We start from the raw sequence: 17,017 nt of genomic DNA, 5'->3' as shown, positions 1-17,017 counted from the left end.
GACGTGGATTTACTTTTCGCCCAATGTCTTTAACGCCGCTTTCAGCGCCATTGATGTATCCAAGGTCGGATCAATCCGAACAACGGTCTCCGCTGCCTCATTCGCCTCAGCTTCCGGGAACCCAAGCCCGACCAAAGCACCAACGACCTGATCCAAATCTGCCTTCAAAACAATGCCAGGCGCTGCTCCGCTTGCAGCTTCCTCCGGCTGGGATACCGCCCTATCCGCGAAAACCTCGACCTTATCCTTCAACTCAACCAACAGGCGCTCCGCCAATCGCTTGCCGACGCCGTTAGCCGCCTGGAGGGCCTTGGCATTCTTTGAGGCAACCGCATTGGCAATCTCGGCCGGCGACAGTACCGATAGAACAGACATCGCTACTTTTGGCCCCACTGTCGAGACAGTGCGCAAGAGCGCAAACATCTCACGTTCCTGCGAGTTGGCAAAACCAAAAAGCGTAATCGCATCTTCACGAACCGCCATTGTGGTCAACATGAAAGTCTGCTCATGCCTCACCAACTGAGAAGCTAACCTGCCCGTAATGGTGACCAAATGCCCGACACCACCGCACTCGATAACGCAATAGTCCGCACCGAGATCGATAACCTCACCGCGTAGAGATGCAATCACTTCTCACAATTCCTTTCACTACGGCTTCCCTAAAGACACCGAGATAAACGCCGAACCCACAAGTGTGCTCTAGCAGGCTCCCCTACCGCGAGGGATTCTCACGGCGAGAAAGCTCCAACTCCCGCTCCTCGTGTTGCTTAGCAAGCGCAGCCAAGGTGTCGCGCTGGCGTTGCAGAACCGGACCACGCCAACAGTGGCAGATAGCGATGGCCAACGCATCCGCTGCGTCCGCAGGTTTTGGCGGAGTTTCCAACCCGAGGATTCTCGTCACCATCATGGTCATCTGCTTCTTATCAGCCCGACCGTTGCCGGTAAGCGCCTTCTTTACCTCCGACGGCGTGTACATATGCACTTCCAAACCGCGTCTCGCCGCAGCGAGGACAAGGACACCAACCGCGTGCGCAGTCTGCATTACGGTGGACACATTGCCGCGCTCGAATACCCGTTCCATCGCAACCACGTCCGGCTCGTACTCATCCATCCACTGCTCCACGGCATTGGAAAGCCGTAGAAGACGATCCTCCAACGATGCCGTGGTTGGTGTGCGGGCGACCCCCACCGCAATGGGAATGACTTTCCTGCCCTGAGCACCTTCCGCAATGGAGAGACCACAACGAGTAAGGCCAGGGTCGATACCCATCACCCGCAGAGATCCAGCTCGATAATTCACCTCTCCACTAATACCACATTTCGAACAGCTGTTTGTATCGTAGCTACACGGGGCACCAACCGTTGATTCTGATAGGTTTAACACCATGAATTCACCGAAGAAGCTCTACGGCGTTCTCGCTGCAGCTGAAATGGTCACGTGGGCTCTGCTGCTCTTGGGGCTGGCACTGAAGTACCTGTTCAAAGTCACTGACATCGCCACCACCATCTTCGGCGGCATCCACGGTTTTACGTTCCTGTGCTACGTAGTCACCACCATCATGGTGTGGATCAACCAGCAGTGGAGCTTTGGCCGCGGTGTCATCGGCCTCGCCTCTTCTATCATTCCATTCGCAACCTATCCGTTTGAACGAAACACCCTGAAGGCAGGCCTCTTGGATCGGCCCTGGCGCTTTACCGACGAATCCGAGGAGCCACAGGGCATTTTCGAGTCGGTACTCGCGATGATTATTCGCCGCCCGTTTATCTCGGCATTCGTCACCCTGATTGTTCTCGCCGTGGTCTTCACACTGTTGCTGATGGCGGGACCTCCGACTCAGTGGTTCTCTTAAAACGGTTCTACTAAAACTTTCAGAAACCAAAATCGGGTTTATTGGCATAAGTGTGTCCGTCTGGCGTGTCGACCGGTGCGTCGGCGGGCGGGCGCCTTTCGCTACTTACCCCAATGCGAGTTACTGACTGCGTTTATGACAAAAATGACCTGAAAAATCGTCTGGAAGTGTCATAAACTCGCACAGTTTCACATTTGCAGCCGTATTCACACGCGCAGCCCGTAATTTTTCCCAAAAAAAATCCCCATCGGACGACTCTCCGATGGGGATCTTCCATTCACACCAGCTCGCCGCGCAATTCAGCGCTGCAGACTACCCTGCACGAGCATCCTTTAACGCCGGGAAGCCGGTCAGCGGAACCGTCGCCAAGCAAACGCCTAGTCTTCGAGTTCGGCGATAACCTCGTCGCTGATGTCGGCGTTCGAGTAGACGTTCTGCACGTCGTCGGACTCTTCGAGAGCGTCAATCAGACGGAAGAGCTTGCGTGCACCGTCAGCATCGAGAGCCACCGTGGTAGAAGCGCGGTAGTCCTGATCTGCGGAGTCGTACTCCATTTCGGCATCGACAAGAGCGGTGCGGACATTCATCAGATCGGTAAAGGCGGAGACAACCTCGAACTTTTCGCCCAGGTCGTTGACCTCCTCTGCACCAGCATCGAGAACCGCCATAAGCAGGTCATCCTCGGTCAGCTCGCCCTTCGGCAGCTCGACGACACCCTTCTTTTCGAAGAGGTACGCCACGGCGCCGTTGTCTGCCATGTTGCCGTTGTTCTTGTTGAACGCCGAGCGCACATCGGAAGCAGCACGGTTACGGTTATCGGTCAGGCACTCCACAATCAAAGCGACACCGCCAGGTGCGTAACCTTCGTAGACAATGGTCTCCCAGTCAGCACCGCCGGACTCCTCGCCGGAACCACGCTTGCGGGCACGCTCAATGTTGTCGTTGGGAACCGAGGCCTTCTTGGCCTTCTTAATCATGTCATCGAGGGTGGGGTTACCAGCAGGATCACCGCCGCCGGTACGAGCCGCGACCTCGATGTTCTTGATCATCTTTGCCCACTCTTTGGCGCGCTTGGCGTCATTAGCAGCCTTCTTGTGCTTTGTGGTTGCCCATTTTGAATGACCCGCCATGTGCTAGTTCCTACCATTCCTCTCGTCAATACCCATGTAGATGGGAATTCGTCAGGTGTTCATTATACAAACCGGGGATTTAAATGCCGACAAGCTCTCGCAAAAAGAACTCGTGGAGCCGCGTCTCCCCCGTCGACTCCGGGTGAAAGCTGGTGGCCATCGCAGCCCCCTGCCGTACTCCGACCACTGTACCTGCGGTCTCTCCAGCCGATTCTGGCACCCGCGCTAGCACCTCAACATCATCACCGACACGCTCGACCCACGGTGCGCGAATAAAGGCGGCGTGTACAGGCGGCTGGTCACCGCTGATCGCCAGCTGCGGAATATCCAAGTCAGTTTCGAAGGAATCCACTTGCCGGCCAAATGCGTTACGACGGACGGTGATGTCAATCGCCCCCAGGCTAACGGCATCCGGACGGGTATCGAGCACTTCGTCGGCAAGCAAAATCATGCCGGCGCAGGTGCCATATGCCGGAAGGCCATCGCGGAGGGCTTCCCGCAGCGGGTCTTCAAGCTCATTGAAGACCATCAGCTTGCTCATGGTTGTGGACTCGCCGCCGGGCAAAATTAGGCCGCTAAGCCCTTCCAGATCACGGGGCAAGCGCACCTTTCGGTGCGGGACGCCGAGCTGGTCAAGCACATATCCGTGTTCGGCAACGTTGCCCTGAAGAGCGAGGATACCGATTGTTTCCTGTGTCATTAATCTAGGTTCTCACTGCGAGCATCGAAGTTCGTCGCCACTGGCACGGGCTCGACACCCGGGGCCAGGCTTCGGGTCAGCCCTTCCTGCGTGACGACGGCCACGAGCTCGCCCTTTTGGTTAAAGATGCGACCGTGAGTCAATGCGCGACCCGCGTGCGCCGATGGCGAAACCTGGTCGTAGAGCAGCCACTCATCCGCACGGAACGGACGCATAAACCACATCGCGTGGTCGAGGCTGGCTTCCTGGACCTCAACGCCTGGATGCGGAACGAGTGCCGATGACAGCAAAGTCATATCCGACATGTACGCCAGCGTGCAGACGTGGAAGGTCTCGTTATCCGGCAGGCGATCCTTGCACCGGAACCATACCAGCTGCTGGGACGGGGTGTACTTGTTGTGTTCGAACTGATCATCCGGTACTACCCGGATATCCCAGTCCGCCCACTCGCGCATTAGTAGACGACGTGTGTTCGTCATCTCAGAGGTGTCGGTGACCACATCTTCAGGATCTGGCACCTTGCGCATCACGTCAGAGTGCTCGAGTCCCTCATCCCCCTTACGGTGGAAGCTGACCTGCATTACGAAAATCGTACGACCATCTTGCACAGCTTCGACGGAGCGGTGGCAGAAAGACCGTCCATCGCGAATACGCTTGACCATGTACACCGTCGGGATATGGGGGCGGCCCGGGCCTACAAAGTAGGCGTGGAGGGAGTTCACCGCGAAGGTATTACCCACCGTGCGCGTCGCCGCGACGAGGGACTGGCCGGCAACTTGGCCACCGAAAGTGCGCTGCAGGATTGACTTAATGACTGGGCCACGGAAAATGTCCCGGTCAATCTGCTCCAAATCTAATACCTCGCGGATGTTAGCCATTTCTACCAGCCACGCTCAGCGAGTCGGTGCGGCTGCGGAATCTCGTCGACGTTGATGCCGACCATTGCCTCGCCGAGACCGCGGGAGACATCGGCGATGACCTTCGGATCATCGTAGTGCTGGGTTGCCTGGACGATAGCCTTGGCGCGCTTCTCCGGATCACCGGACTTGAAGATACCGGAACCAACAAAGACCCCCTCAGCACCGAGCTGCATCATCATTGCAGCATCAGCCGGAGTTGCAATGCCACCTGCGGTGAACAGCACGACTGGCAACTTACCGGTCTCAGCGACCTCGCGTACCAGCTCGTACGGTGCCTGCAGCTCCTTGGCGGCAACGTAGAGCTCGTCCGGAGCCATAGAACGCAGACGGTTAATCTCAGCGCGGATGGTGCGCATGTGAGTCACAGCGTTGGAGACATCACCGGTACCGGCCTCGCCCTTGGAGCGAATCATGGCAGCGCCCTCGTTGATGCGGCGCAGAGCTTCACCCAGGTTGGTCGCGCCACAGACGAACGGCACGGTGAAGTCAAACTTGTCGATGTGGTTCGAGTAGTCGGCCGGGGTCAGAACCTCGGACTCGTCAATGAAGTCAACACCGAGGGACTGCAGAACCTGTGCCTCAACAAAGTGGCCGATACGGGCCTTGGCCATAACCGGAATGGAGACGGCATTGATAATGCCCTCAATCATGTCCGGGTCAGACATACGTGACACGCCACCCTCTGCGCGAATATCGGCGGGGACGCGCTCCAGCGCCATCACGGCAGTTGCGCCGGCATCCTCAGCGATCTTGGCCTGCTCCGGAGTAACGACGTCCATAATGACGCCGCCCTTCATCATCTCAGCGAAACCGCGCTTGACGCGTGCGGTGCCCTGCCCGGAGTTGTTCTCAACCGTGCTCAACGAACCCTACTTCCCTAATAAAACTGGTGAATGTGACTGTTTGTAGTCGTTTAACACTATAACGCCTGAACTAGACAGTGCTGTTCATTGAGTCAGAAAACACCGCGAACTTCCAGCACAACAGCGGGTTTTCCCACAATTAAGCCGTTGTCAGTCCATCTGCAACATCGAAATATTCCGGTTCAGGTGCAGTGCCCGCCAGCCGCAGGGCGCGCACTAGCGGCCTGGCTCGCAGTGCTTTCGTATCCGTCACCGCATCATTGTAGAAACGGCGGGCGAGCTCGAGCCGCGTGTGGGCGTCAGAAAGCTCAATTGCCATCGTCCGGTCCACGGGCTGTTCCTCATAGAGCGCCACAATTTTCCTAGTCAGTTCGTTTTCCACGTCTGCGCGCTGTCCAGTGTTGTTGGCTCTAAGTGGTGTGGCTTCCACCTTCGTCACTACGCCGGCGAGTTCCGGGTAGGCGGCACGAGCGACTGCGGCCCTTCGCCCCAACGCCGCTTCCAGTGAAGAACGCGCCAAGTCCGTGCGAATGTGCATACGGTTTAAACGCGTCGCTGTCGATGACGCCACCAAACCGCCAACGAGTACGACAATCAGCGCAATGACTAGGACAACGACCCAGATTGGAACGGTTACGTCCACCGAAAACCCACTTTCACTCCGCTGCGTTTAATCAGCTGCCACGACGGAAATCTCTATGGCGCAATGACGACTTTTTCGCCATCCATGCGCACCGTATCGTACACACGCAGAACGCCGTCGGCGACCTGCGACCAGTCATACTCCCAAGCCCGTTTATGCCCGAGTGCGCGAAGCTCCTCCCCCAACTTTGGCTGCGTCACAAGGCGTACGACTGCATCCGCAAGGTCTGCGGAGTTACCGTTTTCAAAGTGAAGCCCGTAATGGCCGTCGTCAAGCACGAGTTTGAACGCATCGATGTCGCTGGAGATCACCGGCGCACCCGCCGCCATCGCCTCTACCAGCACGATGCCGAAACTCTCCCCACCACGCTGCGGGGCAATGTACGCATCCGCATCGGCGAGTATTGACGCCTTAGCATCCTCCGACAGTCTGCCGACGAAATGCAGGACATCTGCGTTTCTGCCCGCTTTACGACGAGCTGCCGCGATATCACCATCACCAACGACACAGACCTCAAGCTGTGGAATCTCTGCACGTATTGCCGGCAGCGCGTCGAGCAACACGTCAAAGCCCTTACGAGATTCGTCGAAGCGTCCGAGGAACACGAGCCGATAGACCCCCTCACGCCGTGGCGGGATCTCAGGCAACGATGAGGCGGCCGGGCAGGACTCAAAATCTCCAACACGGACACCATTGGGAATGAGAACCGGGTCGCCGCCGAGTTGCTCAACCTGCCAGCGACGAGCCACTTCCGAGACAGCGATGCCTCCCCGAATGCGTTCAAGGTACTTCCGCAAAAATGGCGTGGCCAGCTTCAATGCCAGGGAATCTGTCGCCGCAGAGTGATAGGTCGCGACAATTGGCCCGACCGAGTTTACTAACGACAGCATGGAAAAACTGGGCGAATTCGGCTCATGGATATGAAGGATGTCAAAGTTACCTTCCTCGATCCATGTGCGGACTCGACGGCTCGTGCGGGGGCCAAAAGACAGCCGAGCGACTGAGCCGTTATACGGAATCGGGATGGCGGCACCACCTCGAACAACGAAATCCGGCACGTCCGCCTGCGCGCTAGCCGGGCCGATAAGACTGACCTCGTGGCCGCGACGGATGAACTCCTCACACAAGTCAATCGCGTGAGCTTGAACACCACCTGGGACATCGAACGAGTACGGGCACACCATTCCGATTCGCACGGCTACTTTGACCTCTTCTTATCCGCCGGCCACAGTGGCTGCATCATGTGCCAATCCGCTGGATGCTGAGCAATATCAGATTCAAAAACAGCAGCGATGTCCTGGACGATGTCGGCCAGCTCGCGCCCCTCGGTCGGCACAAATGGATGCGCTACAAAACGCCAACCATCGCGCGTGTAGGACAGACCGGCGGGCATAAGCCGAGCGCCCGTGTCCTGTGCCAGCTTTGCCGCGCCGACCGGCATTGTCGTCTGCTCGCCGAAAAAAGTGACCGGGACCCCGTGGCCGCCGAAATCACGATCAGACAGCAGGCACACAACGCCACCTTCTTCCAATCGCTTCTGGAGTTCTGGCATCGCAGGTTTGCCACCGGTAAGCGGGAGAATGTGGAATCCGAGAGATTCGCGGTACTCCACGAAAGCGTCGTAAAGCACCTCTGGCTTTAGCCGTTCCGCCACGGTACTGAACCGACCATGGCGGGAAACGAGCCACATACCTGCCATATCCCAGTTACCAGAATGCGGCAGTGGGATGACGATGGAATCTCCGGCCTCGAGGGCCTCAGCAACTCGTTCGAGCCCATCGCTGGTGGATTCGACCGTGTCTGCCAACTCTGGCGACGCGATGGAGGGCAACCGGAATGCCTCCACCCAATAGCGTAGATAGGAACGCATGGAAGCCCGAATAAGACCTTGCGGCACTTCCTCAGGCGGACAGCCCATAACGCGAGCCAGGTTCTTGCGAAGCTGGCGGGTCGTCGTGGGATTTGCTGCTACCCGATCGGCGGCTATGTTGCCGATGCGGTAGGCCACGCGTTCCGGCAGCAGACCAAAAATCTTCCACCCGGCCATATAGCCGAGCGCAACGAAATCATCTTTCGAGCGAGGCAGGAAGAAACTAGTCATCGTATCCTCCTTTAGTTGTTGGAATCAGCCGAACCCGTGGACTTCGTAGCAGAGTCAGGGTTGATAGATGAACTATCAGCTGCGCCTTCTGGCGGGGCGATGGGATCCAACGCTCCTGGCTGCTTAGCCACCATGTACAAGCGCTGAACGACGGTGAATACCGACCCAATCGCCAGGAGCCACATTGCGACGTAGAGGGCATAGTCCACGCCAAGCCCCTGGAGCCCAATGCCGATTAGACCGATAATCAGGCGCTCCGCACGTTCGACGAGACCGCCGTTGACCTTGAGGCCGCTAGCTTCTGCCCGAGCCTTAACGTAGGAAATGACCTGGGAAGATCCCATAGTGATCAGTGTCAGAATAAGCAGCACTGAATCCGCGTCATGGTGATACACCACCCAATACGCTATCGCCCCGAACAGTGCAGCATCCGTAATGCGGTCACAGGAAGCATCCAGCGTCGCTCCGTATTTCGTCCCCCGCCCTCGCAGTCTGGCCATCGTGCCATCGAGCAGGTCAAAAGCAGTGAAAATAGCGATTGACACCGCAGCTGCGAAAAGATGGTTGGTAGGAATCAGGATTACCGCAAGCAGAACGGAAACTACCGTTCCCACCAGGGTGACCGTGTTCGGGCTAATGCCGACCCGCAAAAGTGCAGCGGCAATCGGTTCAACTACTGGGCGGATTGGAGCCCTGCCACGGACACTCAGCATGCTGCCCCATCCTCTTGATTAAGGGCACGCCAGCCGTCGGCAAGCAACTCGCGAGTCTGACGAAGAGCCTGCGGTAACACTTTGGTGCCATCGATCACGGTCATAAAATTGCTGTCACCCGACCAGCGCGGTACGACGTGCATATGCAGGTGATCGGCGACCGAACCGCCGGAGGCCTTGCCCAAGTTGAAACCTACATTGACGGCGTGCGGACGCGAAACCGATTTGAGAGTACGAACCGCATGCTTGGCAAATCGCATCATCTCGGCTGTTTCTTCGTCGGTCAAGTCCTCAAGGTTGGCGACTTCGCGATATGGAACCACCATGAGGTGCCCTGGGTTGTACGGGAACAGATTCAAAACGGCGTACACCCACTCGCCGCGAGCGATAATGAGTGCTTCCTCATCGCTTTGCTTCGGCAAATCAACGAAGGGGTTACGAGATGGCTTGGAGTTATGCACACCACGCTTGACGATGTAATCCAGCCGGTACGGTGCCCATAAGCGCGTGAGCCGATCCGGTTCGCCGTAACCGCTGTCGACGTATACGCCATCAGACGATTCCTGCTGGCCGGCATTGCCCTGCTGCTGCGGAGGCAACTCTTCACTTCCCGACTGATTCACTGCCATCCCCTTCGTTGCGTGGCCGGGACCCATTCGAGCCCCGACCACATATATTTCTCTGCTGTAGTTTACGACCTCGCGGTCAACTTCTTTGGATTACCACGCGTGGTTCACCAGTTAAAACAACGCGGTCGAATTAGAGAGCGTTAACGACCTCTAGAGAGCAGAGACATTCTCCTTGTTCGGCTGTTCGTTATTCCGCGAAGCAACCCAATCACAGATGATGTCCACAGCCTTCTCAACTGCCACCCCGTTAATCTGGGTGCCATCGAGGAACCGGAAGCTGACGGCACCTGCCTCAATGTCGCGGGCACCAGCCAGAATCATGAACGGAACCTTGGCCTGGGTGTGGTTGCGAATCTTCTTCTGCATGCGGTCATCGGACGTATCCACGTGGACGCGGATGCCACGAGACTTCAGCTGTGCAGCAAAGTCCTCCAGGTGTGGGATACAGTCATCCGCAACCGGAATACCAACAACCTGTTCCGGAGCCAGCCAAGCCGGGAAAGCACCTGCGTAGTGCTCCAATAGGACGCCAAAGAAACGTTCGATGGAGCCGAAAAGCGCACGGTGAATCATAATCGGGCGCTTCTTGGTTCCGTCAGGTGCGGTGTACTCGAGCTCGAAGCGCTCCGGCAGGTTGAAGTCGAGCTGTACCGTCGACATCTGCCAAGTACGGCCGATGGCATCGCGGGCTTGGACGGAAATCTTCGGACCATAGAAAGCGGCTCCGCCCGGATCAGGAACGAGCTCGAGGCCAGAACCATCTGCAACGCGCTGAAGAATAGCTGTGGACTTCTCCCAAATTTCATCCGAGCCGACGAACTTCTTTTCGTCCTTCGTAGACAGCTCCAGGTAGAAGTCATCCAGGCCGTAGTCACGCAGAAGCGAGATGATGAAGTCGAGGACATTAGTGAGCTCTTCTTCCAGCTGATCCTCGGTGCAGTAGATGTGGGCATCGTCCTGCGTAAAGCCACGGGCTCGGGTAAGACCGTGGATAACACCTGATTTCTCGTAGCGGTAGACGGTGCCGAACTCGAACATACGAATCGGAAGTTCACGGTAGCTGCGACCACGCGATGCGAAAATGAGGTTGTGCATCGGGCAGTTCATCGGCTTGACGTAGTAGTCCTGCGGAGCCTTGGTGCAGTTGCCGTGTTCGTCATATTCGCCGTCGAGCTGCATCGGCGGGAACATGCCATCCGCGTAGAAGTCCAGGTGACCAGACTTCTTGAACAAGTCACCCTTAGTTACGTGCGGCGTGTTCACAAAGTCATAGCCCGCTTCGATATGACGGCGACGGGAGTGCTGCTCCATCTCGTTGCGGATGATGCCACCCTTGACATGGAATACCGGGAAACCAGAACCAATCTCATCCGGGAAGCTGAACAAATCCAGTTCGGAGCCCAAACGGCGGTGATCGCGCTTCTCAGCCTCGAGCATGCGGTCAAGGTACTCGTCTAACGCTTCCTTGGACTCCCACGCAGTGCCGTAAACACGCTGCAGGTTATCTCGAGATTGGTCACCCCGCCAGTACGCAGCGGAAGAACGCGTGATCTTAAAAGCAGGGATGTAGCGAGTGGTCGGCACGTGGGGGCCGCGGCAAAGATCAAACCACTCGGTCTCGCCGGTACGCGGATTGACGTTGCGGTAGCCGGTCAAGGTCGTACCTGCACCACCGACGTCGACATTGGCCTCATCATCTTCGGACACCTTGCCGGCCGACTTTTCAACAATCAGCTCGAGCTTATACGGCTCGTCGGCAAGCGCTTCCTGCGCCTCATCAGCAGACTCGAACGCAAAGCGCTCGAACCGCTGCCCAGACTTGATGATCTTCTTCATACGCTTTTCGATGCGCTTGAGATCCTCCGGCGAGAAAGGTTCATCGACACGGAAGTCGTAGTAGAAACCATTGTCGATGGCAGGGCCAATGCCCAGCTTCGTCCCAGGGAACTCCAACTGCACGGCCTGAGCCATCACGTGAGTCGCAGAGTGGCGGATGACATCGCGACCGTCCGGAGTATTCGCCGGAACGGGTTCGAAGACGGTTTCCACTTCTGGCTTAAAGGACAAATCCTTCAAATTGCCTTCAGGGTCGCGGACACAAACGATGGCGTCAACGCCCTTGTTCGGGAAACCCAGGTCTCTCATCGCCTCGCCCGCAGAAACTCCTGCGGGCACGGAAAACGGTGCTGGGGTTGCAAATTCTTCTGACACGGCGTGCGTGTACTCCTTTTCAAAGTGTCTTCGAAAATCACATACCTGGTGACCTTCGTCAGTCGTTCACACACTTTACCGCACGGTCAAAACTCAGGCCTCGAAAAGGTCCTGGGCCCAGTACTCCTCCTCAGAAGTTCCTCGTGGCATAACAAACACGGCGGATCCAATGTGGAAAATCCACTGATTGAGACGGTCGTTCTTGGACAGCCGCTCCTGAATCGGATTGAACTGCTCCAACGGGTCCTTCTGGAAACAAATGAATACCAGGCCGGTGTTGGTCTCGAATCGACCATTCGGTTCCGGTGGCAGGTCATAGTTGTAGACCCGTCGCAGAATCCGCTGATTAGGTTTCTCCTTCGGAGGCATTGACAGCGCAACATGGCTGTTCGGATCCGTCAGAGGCAGACCATATTCATCAGTCTTCGCCAGGTCGACGGTCTCAAACTCGTCCTTACCTCCAATTGGCGCGCCGGTGCCGATATCTCGGCCGGTAATAACAGTGCGGCTTTCGCGGTCCAAGACATCCCAGCCTGGAATGTCCATTTCGATACGGCGGACAACCATCGCTGTACCGCCCCGCAACCAATCCGGACCACTATCAATCCACACCTGCTTGTCGAATTCTTCACGAGTGCGCGGGTTGACCGTACCGTCCTTCTGACCGAAGAGATTGCGCGGGGTCTCGCCTTCCTGCGTAGAACCATTGGCGTGCTGGAAACCAGCTTGCACCCAGTGAACATCCAAATAAGAACCTGCATTTCGGATCATCATTCGGGCCGCATGGGAGACCATTACTGGGTCGTCCGCACAAATCTGCAGGCACAGGTCTCCGCCGTTCCACTCCGGGCGGAGCTCATCGTTAACATACTTTGGCAGATCTCCCAGCCACTCAGGCTTCTGGTCTTCCCTATCGATGATCGTGAAGAAATTCTCCCCATATCCAACTGTGATAGTCAGATTTGCCGGACTCCCCATGAGCTCAGGCTCCAAGTCCGTTCGAGTAGCCTTGCCGGCTGTCATTCGGCGGGCGTCATCCGTCCAGGCACGCATGAGGTTTTGGAGGCGATTGCGATCGACCCCCTTCTTCACGTTGAAGGCTATTAGCCATAGATTCGCCTGTGCGGGCGTCGCAATCCCCGCCTGGTGAGCGCCATCAAAAGGTACGGTTGCTGTCTGCAAAGGCGGTTTCGGCGGCTCTTCCTGTGGACGTTCCAACCCAATCGCCTGGGCTTCCGGTGCCCCCAGGGCGAGCGCTGAGGCTCCTGCGGCGGTGCCGAGCCCGCCAAGAAAACGTCTTCTGGAAAAGCCTTCGGACATGTTGTGCACTCTTACCTTTCTGATTACTTCAAATTGGAGCCCATGAGGTGGCTGGAAATCCGCCGATCTTTCAATGGCTTCAACGCAACCACTGCGTATCCAATTCGACCGTATCGAAAACCTTTTTCGGAAAAAGAAAAGCGCCGGAGTTCGTTGCATATGCTGCAATAACCTGCCAACTCCAGCGCTTCTGCCACCATTAGATTCCAGTTAGTCAATTCCTCGACGTACCTGAGCTCACGCCCGCTTTACGACGAGCGATTACTTGACCAACTTGTCACAAGAATTAGTGACCCGAGTGATCCATCTCACCGCCGCCCATGTGCTCTGGGTTGTTCAGGTCACCGTCATTACCGTAGTCCTCTTCACCCGCTGGCTGGACGCGAACCTCAACGTCCTGGGTGATGCTAGAGCCGTCGGAAAGCTCAATGACGAGCTTGTATTCAGCTCCCACATCCATAGCTTCATCATTGTCCATAATCATGAAGTGAGTGCTACCCGGTTCGAGAACGAGTTCGCCATTAGCCGGAATCGTCAAACCTTCCGGCACCTCGAACATTTTGCCGTCCTTGGTGTCGTGCTGCTCGAACTTCGTGCCTTCCTTCAGTCCCTCAAGCTTGAAGGAGGAAACCTTGATGTCCTTATCGGTGTTGTTGGTCAGCGTACCGAAGATGGCGGTCATGCCCTTGTCAGCCGGCTTTTCCTTGATGTAGGCATCGGCCAGCTGCACAGCAGCATCGCTCTTCTCCATCTGAGAGGTAGCTTCGGTCGCCGCGGAAGTTGCGGACTCAGTCACCTCAGCAGCAGTGTTATCGTCGGACGAGCATCCTGCCAGAACAAGGGTCAGAGCTGCGGAACCAGCGATCAGTGCAGTTGCAGTGCGATTGAGCTTCATGTGTCTATTTTGCCTTTCGATTAATAACGATGACGACAGCGGCGATGATGACGATGAGTCCACCACCGAGGCCATAAGCCCATAGCGGTATTGACTTCGTTTCCTCGGCGTGCGCACCGGTCTGACGAGATTCTGCCCCGGCTTCGGCTGCGCCAGCAGCATCCGGATCAGCCACTGAGAAAGAGGTCTTTCCTCGGGTGGAGTGACCATCAGAGGAGGTGATTTGGAAACCAATGATGTAGTTACCAGGGCCTGGATTAATATCCTCAGGGATATCCAAAGAGACCTCATTACCCACTACCTCTGGCTCGTGGGAGTACAGGACTTCCTTGGCATCTGCATCACTAATTGCAACGGTGTTGAAATTGTTCTTGGGGTTGCCGGAGAACTTGAGAGAAACGTGGTGCGGAAATTCATCGAGAACCTGCTTGTCGCCTGGGTTAGACGACAGCACGGAATCGTGAGCATGCGCGGGGCCAGCATTAATAACTGACGCGCCTGCAAAGACTACAAGCGTCGCAGCGGCGGCTACTGCACGCCGGAAACCCGACTTTGAGAACCGAAACGTTTCGCCTGAAGCGACCCGGGGACTCACTAGAACAGTTCAACTCCTTTAAGCGGGACAGTTCGAGAAGAACAGCAGTAGTCTGACCGCTGCCCTTATACCTATTGTCGGATGGTAGTCCAGAAAAGTTCCCGAGAGGGACGAATATAGTTCAGGTCACACAGCAAAACCCCGGCCGCGCAGTTTTTATACGATGCGTCGACCGGGGTTTTAAATGGTAGTCCCAACTGGGTTCGAACCAGCGACCTTTCCGGTGTGAACGGAACGCTCTTCCACTGAGCTATGGGACTCGGACAGAAAAGCACTAAGCCTTTGCTGCTCTGCGGAATAAGTTAGCACGCGTTTTGGAAGTTTCCCTAATTGGGTTGCATTGCGTTTGCGATTGCGCAGTTCGACGATTTATTACCCCACCGATGGAACTCCATGACGATAGCGACTCGATAGCCCCCAGTAACCAACCCACGAAAGCGAATAAATGACATCGTTGCGATTCAGAGGCATCAAAGGTTGGTCTTTAGCCCTACGCCCACAGGCACAATACAGATGTTCACCTGGTAATTTGTAATCAATCGCACAAGCACGCTAAAGTATCTTTCGCACCGCAAGAGAGCAATTGAGATTCTCCTTCGCTCTCCTTGCAACGTGATGCGGATGTAGCGCAGCTGGTAGCGCATAACCTTGCCAAGGTTAGGGTCGCGGGTTCGAGTCCCGTCATCCGCTCTGGTTTCTCAAGAAGTTAAGCTCTGTGGTATAACTTCGAGGCAACCACTGAGGCGGCAGCCTCACGGTGGAATGGCCGAGTGGCGAGGCAACGGCCTGCAAAGCCGTGTACACGGGTTCGATTCCCGTTTCCACCTCAGCAGAGATTCCTTACCGGTTTCGATGTAATGCGCGTTTAGCTCAGCGGGAGAGCGCTTCCCTGACACGGAAGAGGTCACTGGTTCAATCCCAGTATCGCGCACCACGTAAGCCCTTATGGGCGAGCGTATTTGCGGATGTAGCGCAGCTGGTAGCGCATAACCTTGCCAAGGTTAGGGTCGCGGGTTCGAGTCCCGTCATCCGCTCAGTGCAAAACCCCCTTCTCCTGGAAGGGGGTTGCGCTTGAAAGCTTCTATATAGCTTTTACCCCAGCGCGATTAGCTCAGTGGGAGAGCGCTTCCCTGACACGGAAGAGGTCACTGGTTCAATCCCAGTATCGCGCACCACGTAAGCCCTTATGGGCGAGCGTATTTGCGGATGTAGCGCAGCTGGTAGCGCATAACCTTGCCAAGGTTAGGGTCGCGGGTTCGAGTCCCGTCATCCGCTCCACGCTAACTCCCTTGTGGTCCTCCACAAGGGAGTTTTTTGGCGAATCAAGGAAAAGGATGCTGCAGTGGATAGCTATTGCAGCATCCTTTCGTTTGAAGGATAATCCCTGATTAAACACCTTGTTTTCCGAGAGAAAGAACCACCTGCCATGTCAGAGTTCACAGCACAGGTTCAAGCACTTCGCTCGTTGATCGAGGCCGGAGAGTTTATCTCCGAAGACACTGATGGCCTCATCCAACTTGCTCAACCAGGCGTAACCCTTCCCTACTCCAACAGCACTCCCACCGACCATGGTTCGTACTTCGGTGGCAGGCCGTATCTTCCGGAAGGTGCGACATGGCCCATCGCAAAGAGCGGTCAGCCACTGCTCCACATCATTCAGCTGAATTTTGCGGATATTGTCGGTCATGTGCGTGCGGAGGGGGCGTCGACAAGCGAAGCAACTCTCGACGGATTGATTCCCGAATCAGGAATTTTTCAACTCTTTGTCGGCGCTGATCCCCTCAGCGGCGGATTTACTTCAGATTCGCCAGGAAACGGCATGGAGATTCGCTATATCCCTGAGCCTGCGGAAGGCTTTGGCAACCACAGCTTCCCTGGACCTCATACCGCGGAGCCAGCAGCCTTCGATGAAGAGCACGAGGATTACTGCTCCCCGTTCAACGAGGATATTGGGACGGTTATGAACTCTCCGATTTCCTTGTCTAGTGCAGTGGCAATGATCCCTCCCACTGACCAAGCAGTGTACGAGGCGTTGGAGTCCGAAAAGGACGATGACTTTCTTGATAACGATGACTACTTTGACGAGCTAGTTGAGTTGCGAGCCGCAGCCAGTAACCAAAGCAACATTATGCTTGGCGGTTTCCCCGCTTTCGCGCAAGACCCTTTTCAGCCTGATGGGTACGTTCACTTCCTAGAGATCGATTCCACATATCTCGAAGAAGAAGAGCTCCCCTTCGAGGCCATGTGGGGCGATCTAGGTGTGGCCCACGTATTCCTTCACCCAGACGCGTTGAAGAAGATGCACGCCGGCGAGGCCGTGGTGTACCGCTCCGAAAACACTGGCACGACCGATGGTGCTGTTTTCTACTGGGATTGTGGCTAGGTTTGTTTTCCACAATCGCCCCATTTGGTTTGCCTTTAATCCAAACCACAGTTTCGACCATTAC

The 17,017-nt window shown here is 56.2% G+C and carries 17 protein-coding genes and 7 tRNA genes; 8 read left to right on the top strand and 16 right to left on the bottom strand.

The features are described from left to right. Positions 1–9: 9 nt before the first annotated feature. Together ruvA and ruvC are read right to left on the bottom strand one after the other, a co-directional pair. On the bottom strand, positions 10–630 hold the full coding sequence (gene ruvA, locus HMPREF3135_RS04670) for a Holliday junction branch migration protein RuvA (RefSeq protein ID WP_070438350.1): 621 nt from the start codon (positions 628–630) through the stop codon (positions 10–12). An 82-nt stretch (positions 631–712) separates the two neighbouring features. After that, positions 713–1,270: a crossover junction endodeoxyribonuclease RuvC gene (ruvC, locus tag HMPREF3135_RS04665; protein ID WP_048731311.1), complete on the bottom strand. Its 558-nt coding sequence runs from the start codon at positions 1,268–1,270 to the stop codon at positions 713–715. 115 nt (positions 1,271–1,385) lie between these two features. Between ruvC and HMPREF3135_RS04660 the strand changes: the two genes are divergently transcribed. Then, a complete protein-coding gene (locus tag HMPREF3135_RS04660) occupies positions 1,386–1,850 on the top strand; it encodes a DUF3817 domain-containing protein (RefSeq protein WP_070438348.1) in 465 nt (154 codons plus the stop codon). A gap of 377 nt (positions 1,851–2,227) precedes the next feature. Here the strand turns inward: HMPREF3135_RS04660 and HMPREF3135_RS04655 are convergent, their stop codons facing one another. From HMPREF3135_RS04655 to HMPREF3135_RS04590, 14 genes are all read right to left on the bottom strand, one after another. Then, the gene (locus HMPREF3135_RS04655; protein ID WP_048731316.1) at positions 2,228–2,980 is read right to left on the bottom strand and encodes a YebC/PmpR family DNA-binding transcriptional regulator; all 753 of its coding nucleotides are present in this window, start codon (positions 2,978–2,980) and stop codon (positions 2,228–2,230) included. Positions 2,981–3,059: 79 nt separating this feature from the next. Beyond that, a complete protein-coding gene (gene pdxT / locus HMPREF3135_RS04650) occupies positions 3,060–3,680 on the bottom strand; it encodes a pyridoxal 5'-phosphate synthase glutaminase subunit PdxT (RefSeq protein WP_048731318.1) in 621 nt (206 codons plus the stop codon). Continuing rightward, positions 3,680–4,558, bottom strand: a complete 879-nt coding sequence (locus tag HMPREF3135_RS04645; protein WP_070438345.1) for an acyl-CoA thioesterase — start codon at positions 4,556–4,558, stop codon at positions 3,680–3,682. Before HMPREF3135_RS04645 ends, pdxT begins: the two co-directional genes overlap by 1 nt. 2 nt (positions 4,559–4,560) lie before the next feature. Further along, on the bottom strand, positions 4,561–5,463 hold the full coding sequence (pdxS, locus tag HMPREF3135_RS04640; protein WP_005511452.1) for a pyridoxal 5'-phosphate synthase lyase subunit PdxS: 903 nt from the start codon (positions 5,461–5,463) through the stop codon (positions 4,561–4,563). A gap of 139 nt (positions 5,464–5,602) precedes the next feature. Continuing rightward, the gene (locus HMPREF3135_RS04635) at positions 5,603–6,106 is read right to left on the bottom strand and encodes an NUDIX hydrolase (protein WP_070438343.1); all 504 of its coding nucleotides are present in this window, start codon (positions 6,104–6,106) and stop codon (positions 5,603–5,605) included. A gap of 53 nt (positions 6,107–6,159) precedes the next feature. Next, positions 6,160–7,302: a glycosyltransferase family 4 protein gene (locus HMPREF3135_RS04630; RefSeq protein ID WP_070438340.1), complete on the bottom strand. Its 1,143-nt coding sequence runs from the start codon at positions 7,300–7,302 to the stop codon at positions 6,160–6,162. A 2-nt stretch (positions 7,303–7,304) separates the two neighbouring features. Next, positions 7,305–8,207 (bottom strand): phosphatidylinositol mannoside acyltransferase, encoded by a 903-nt coding sequence (locus HMPREF3135_RS04625; RefSeq protein ID WP_070438337.1) that lies wholly within the window; start codon positions 8,205–8,207, stop codon positions 7,305–7,307. An 11-nt stretch (positions 8,208–8,218) separates the two neighbouring features. Next, positions 8,219–8,920 (bottom strand): phosphatidylinositol phosphate synthase, encoded by a 702-nt coding sequence (gene pgsA, locus HMPREF3135_RS04620; protein ID WP_070438334.1) that lies wholly within the window; start codon positions 8,918–8,920, stop codon positions 8,219–8,221. After that, positions 8,914–9,519: an ATP adenylyltransferase gene (locus HMPREF3135_RS04615; protein ID WP_038629610.1), complete on the bottom strand. Its 606-nt coding sequence runs from the start codon at positions 9,517–9,519 to the stop codon at positions 8,914–8,916. Before HMPREF3135_RS04615 ends, pgsA begins: the two co-directional genes overlap by 7 nt. Positions 9,520–9,699: 180 nt before the next feature. Next, the gene (gene thrS / locus HMPREF3135_RS04610; protein ID WP_246818312.1) at positions 9,700–11,694 is read right to left on the bottom strand and encodes a threonine--tRNA ligase; all 1,995 of its coding nucleotides are present in this window, start codon (positions 11,692–11,694) and stop codon (positions 9,700–9,702) included. A gap of 159 nt (positions 11,695–11,853) precedes the next feature. Beyond that, entirely contained in the window at positions 11,854–13,080 is a 1,227-nt protein-coding gene (locus tag HMPREF3135_RS04605) for a Dyp-type peroxidase (protein ID WP_040361740.1), read from the bottom strand. 286 nt (positions 13,081–13,366) lie between these two features. Beyond that, complete coding sequence (locus tag HMPREF3135_RS04600; protein WP_070429453.1) at positions 13,367–13,975, bottom strand: copper chaperone PCu(A)C; 609 nt, start codon at positions 13,973–13,975, stop codon at positions 13,367–13,369. A 4-nt stretch (positions 13,976–13,979) separates the two neighbouring features. Continuing rightward, positions 13,980–14,570, bottom strand: a complete 591-nt coding sequence (locus HMPREF3135_RS04595) for a copper resistance CopC family protein (RefSeq protein WP_040361738.1) — start codon at positions 14,568–14,570, stop codon at positions 13,980–13,982. Positions 14,571–14,755: 185 nt separating this feature from the next. Then, positions 14,756–14,830: transfer RNA gene (locus HMPREF3135_RS04590), tRNA-Val, on the bottom strand. A 357-nt stretch (positions 14,831–15,187) separates the two neighbouring features. Between HMPREF3135_RS04590 and HMPREF3135_RS04585 the strand changes: the two genes are divergently transcribed. The 7 genes from HMPREF3135_RS04585 to HMPREF3135_RS04555 all read left to right on the top strand — a co-directional run bounded on the left by HMPREF3135_RS04585 (position 15,188) and on the right by HMPREF3135_RS04555 (position 16,953). Beyond that, positions 15,188–15,260, top strand: a tRNA-Gly gene (locus HMPREF3135_RS04585). 66 nt (positions 15,261–15,326) lie between these two features. Beyond that, positions 15,327–15,397, top strand: a tRNA-Cys gene (locus HMPREF3135_RS04580). A gap of 32 nt (positions 15,398–15,429) precedes the next feature. Beyond that, positions 15,430–15,504, top strand: a tRNA-Val gene (locus HMPREF3135_RS04575). A gap of 27 nt (positions 15,505–15,531) precedes the next feature. Continuing rightward, a tRNA-Gly gene (locus HMPREF3135_RS04570) sits at positions 15,532–15,604 on the top strand. Between the two features lie 66 nt (positions 15,605–15,670). After that, positions 15,671–15,745, top strand: a tRNA-Val gene (locus HMPREF3135_RS04565). 27 nt (positions 15,746–15,772) lie between these two features. Continuing rightward, positions 15,773–15,848: transfer RNA gene (locus tag HMPREF3135_RS04560), tRNA-Gly, on the top strand. A 148-nt stretch (positions 15,849–15,996) separates the two neighbouring features. After that, the gene (locus HMPREF3135_RS04555) at positions 15,997–16,953 is read left to right on the top strand and encodes a DUF1963 domain-containing protein (protein WP_049193214.1); all 957 of its coding nucleotides are present in this window, start codon (positions 15,997–15,999) and stop codon (positions 16,951–16,953) included. Positions 16,954–17,017: the final 64 nt, after the last annotated feature.

The sequence above is a fragment of the Corynebacterium sp. HMSC14H10 genome (assembly GCF_001807105.1).
Taxonomy (GTDB): Bacteria; Actinomycetota; Actinomycetes; order Mycobacteriales; family Mycobacteriaceae; genus Corynebacterium; species Corynebacterium jeikeium_D.
This window is presented reverse-complemented; position numbering and strand designations above follow the sequence as displayed.

Bases quoted from the DNA above. Each gene is read 5' to 3' on its own strand.
- ruvC (WP_048731311.1), bottom strand. From the start codon at position 1,270: ATGGGTATCGACCCTGGCCTTACTCGTTGTGGTCTCTCCATTGCGGAA.
- HMPREF3135_RS04660 (WP_070438348.1), top strand. From the start codon at position 1,386: ATGAATTCACCGAAGAAGCTCTACGGCGTTCTCGCTGCAGCTGAAATG.
- HMPREF3135_RS04655 (WP_048731316.1), bottom strand. From the start codon at position 2,980: ATGGCGGGTCATTCAAAATGGGCAACCACAAAGCACAAGAAGGCTGCT.
- pdxT (WP_048731318.1), bottom strand. From the start codon at position 3,680: ATGACACAGGAAACAATCGGTATCCTCGCTCTTCAGGGCAACGTTGCC.
- HMPREF3135_RS04645 (WP_070438345.1), bottom strand. From the start codon at position 4,558: ATGGCTAACATCCGCGAGGTATTAGATTTGGAGCAGATTGACCGGGAC.
- HMPREF3135_RS04625 (WP_070438337.1), bottom strand. From the start codon at position 8,207: ATGACTAGTTTCTTCCTGCCTCGCTCGAAAGATGATTTCGTTGCGCTC.
- pgsA (WP_070438334.1), bottom strand. From the start codon at position 8,920: ATGCTGAGTGTCCGTGGCAGGGCTCCAATCCGCCCAGTAGTTGAACCG.
- thrS (WP_246818312.1), bottom strand. From the start codon at position 11,694: ATGAGAGACCTGGGTTTCCCGAACAAGGGCGTTGACGCCATCGTTTGT.
- HMPREF3135_RS04605 (WP_040361740.1), bottom strand. From the start codon at position 13,080: ATGTCCGAAGGCTTTTCCAGAAGACGTTTTCTTGGCGGGCTCGGCACC.
- HMPREF3135_RS04600 (WP_070429453.1), bottom strand. From the start codon at position 13,975: ATGAAGCTCAATCGCACTGCAACTGCACTGATCGCTGGTTCCGCAGCT.
- HMPREF3135_RS04555 (WP_049193214.1), top strand. From the start codon at position 15,997: ATGTCAGAGTTCACAGCACAGGTTCAAGCACTTCGCTCGTTGATCGAG.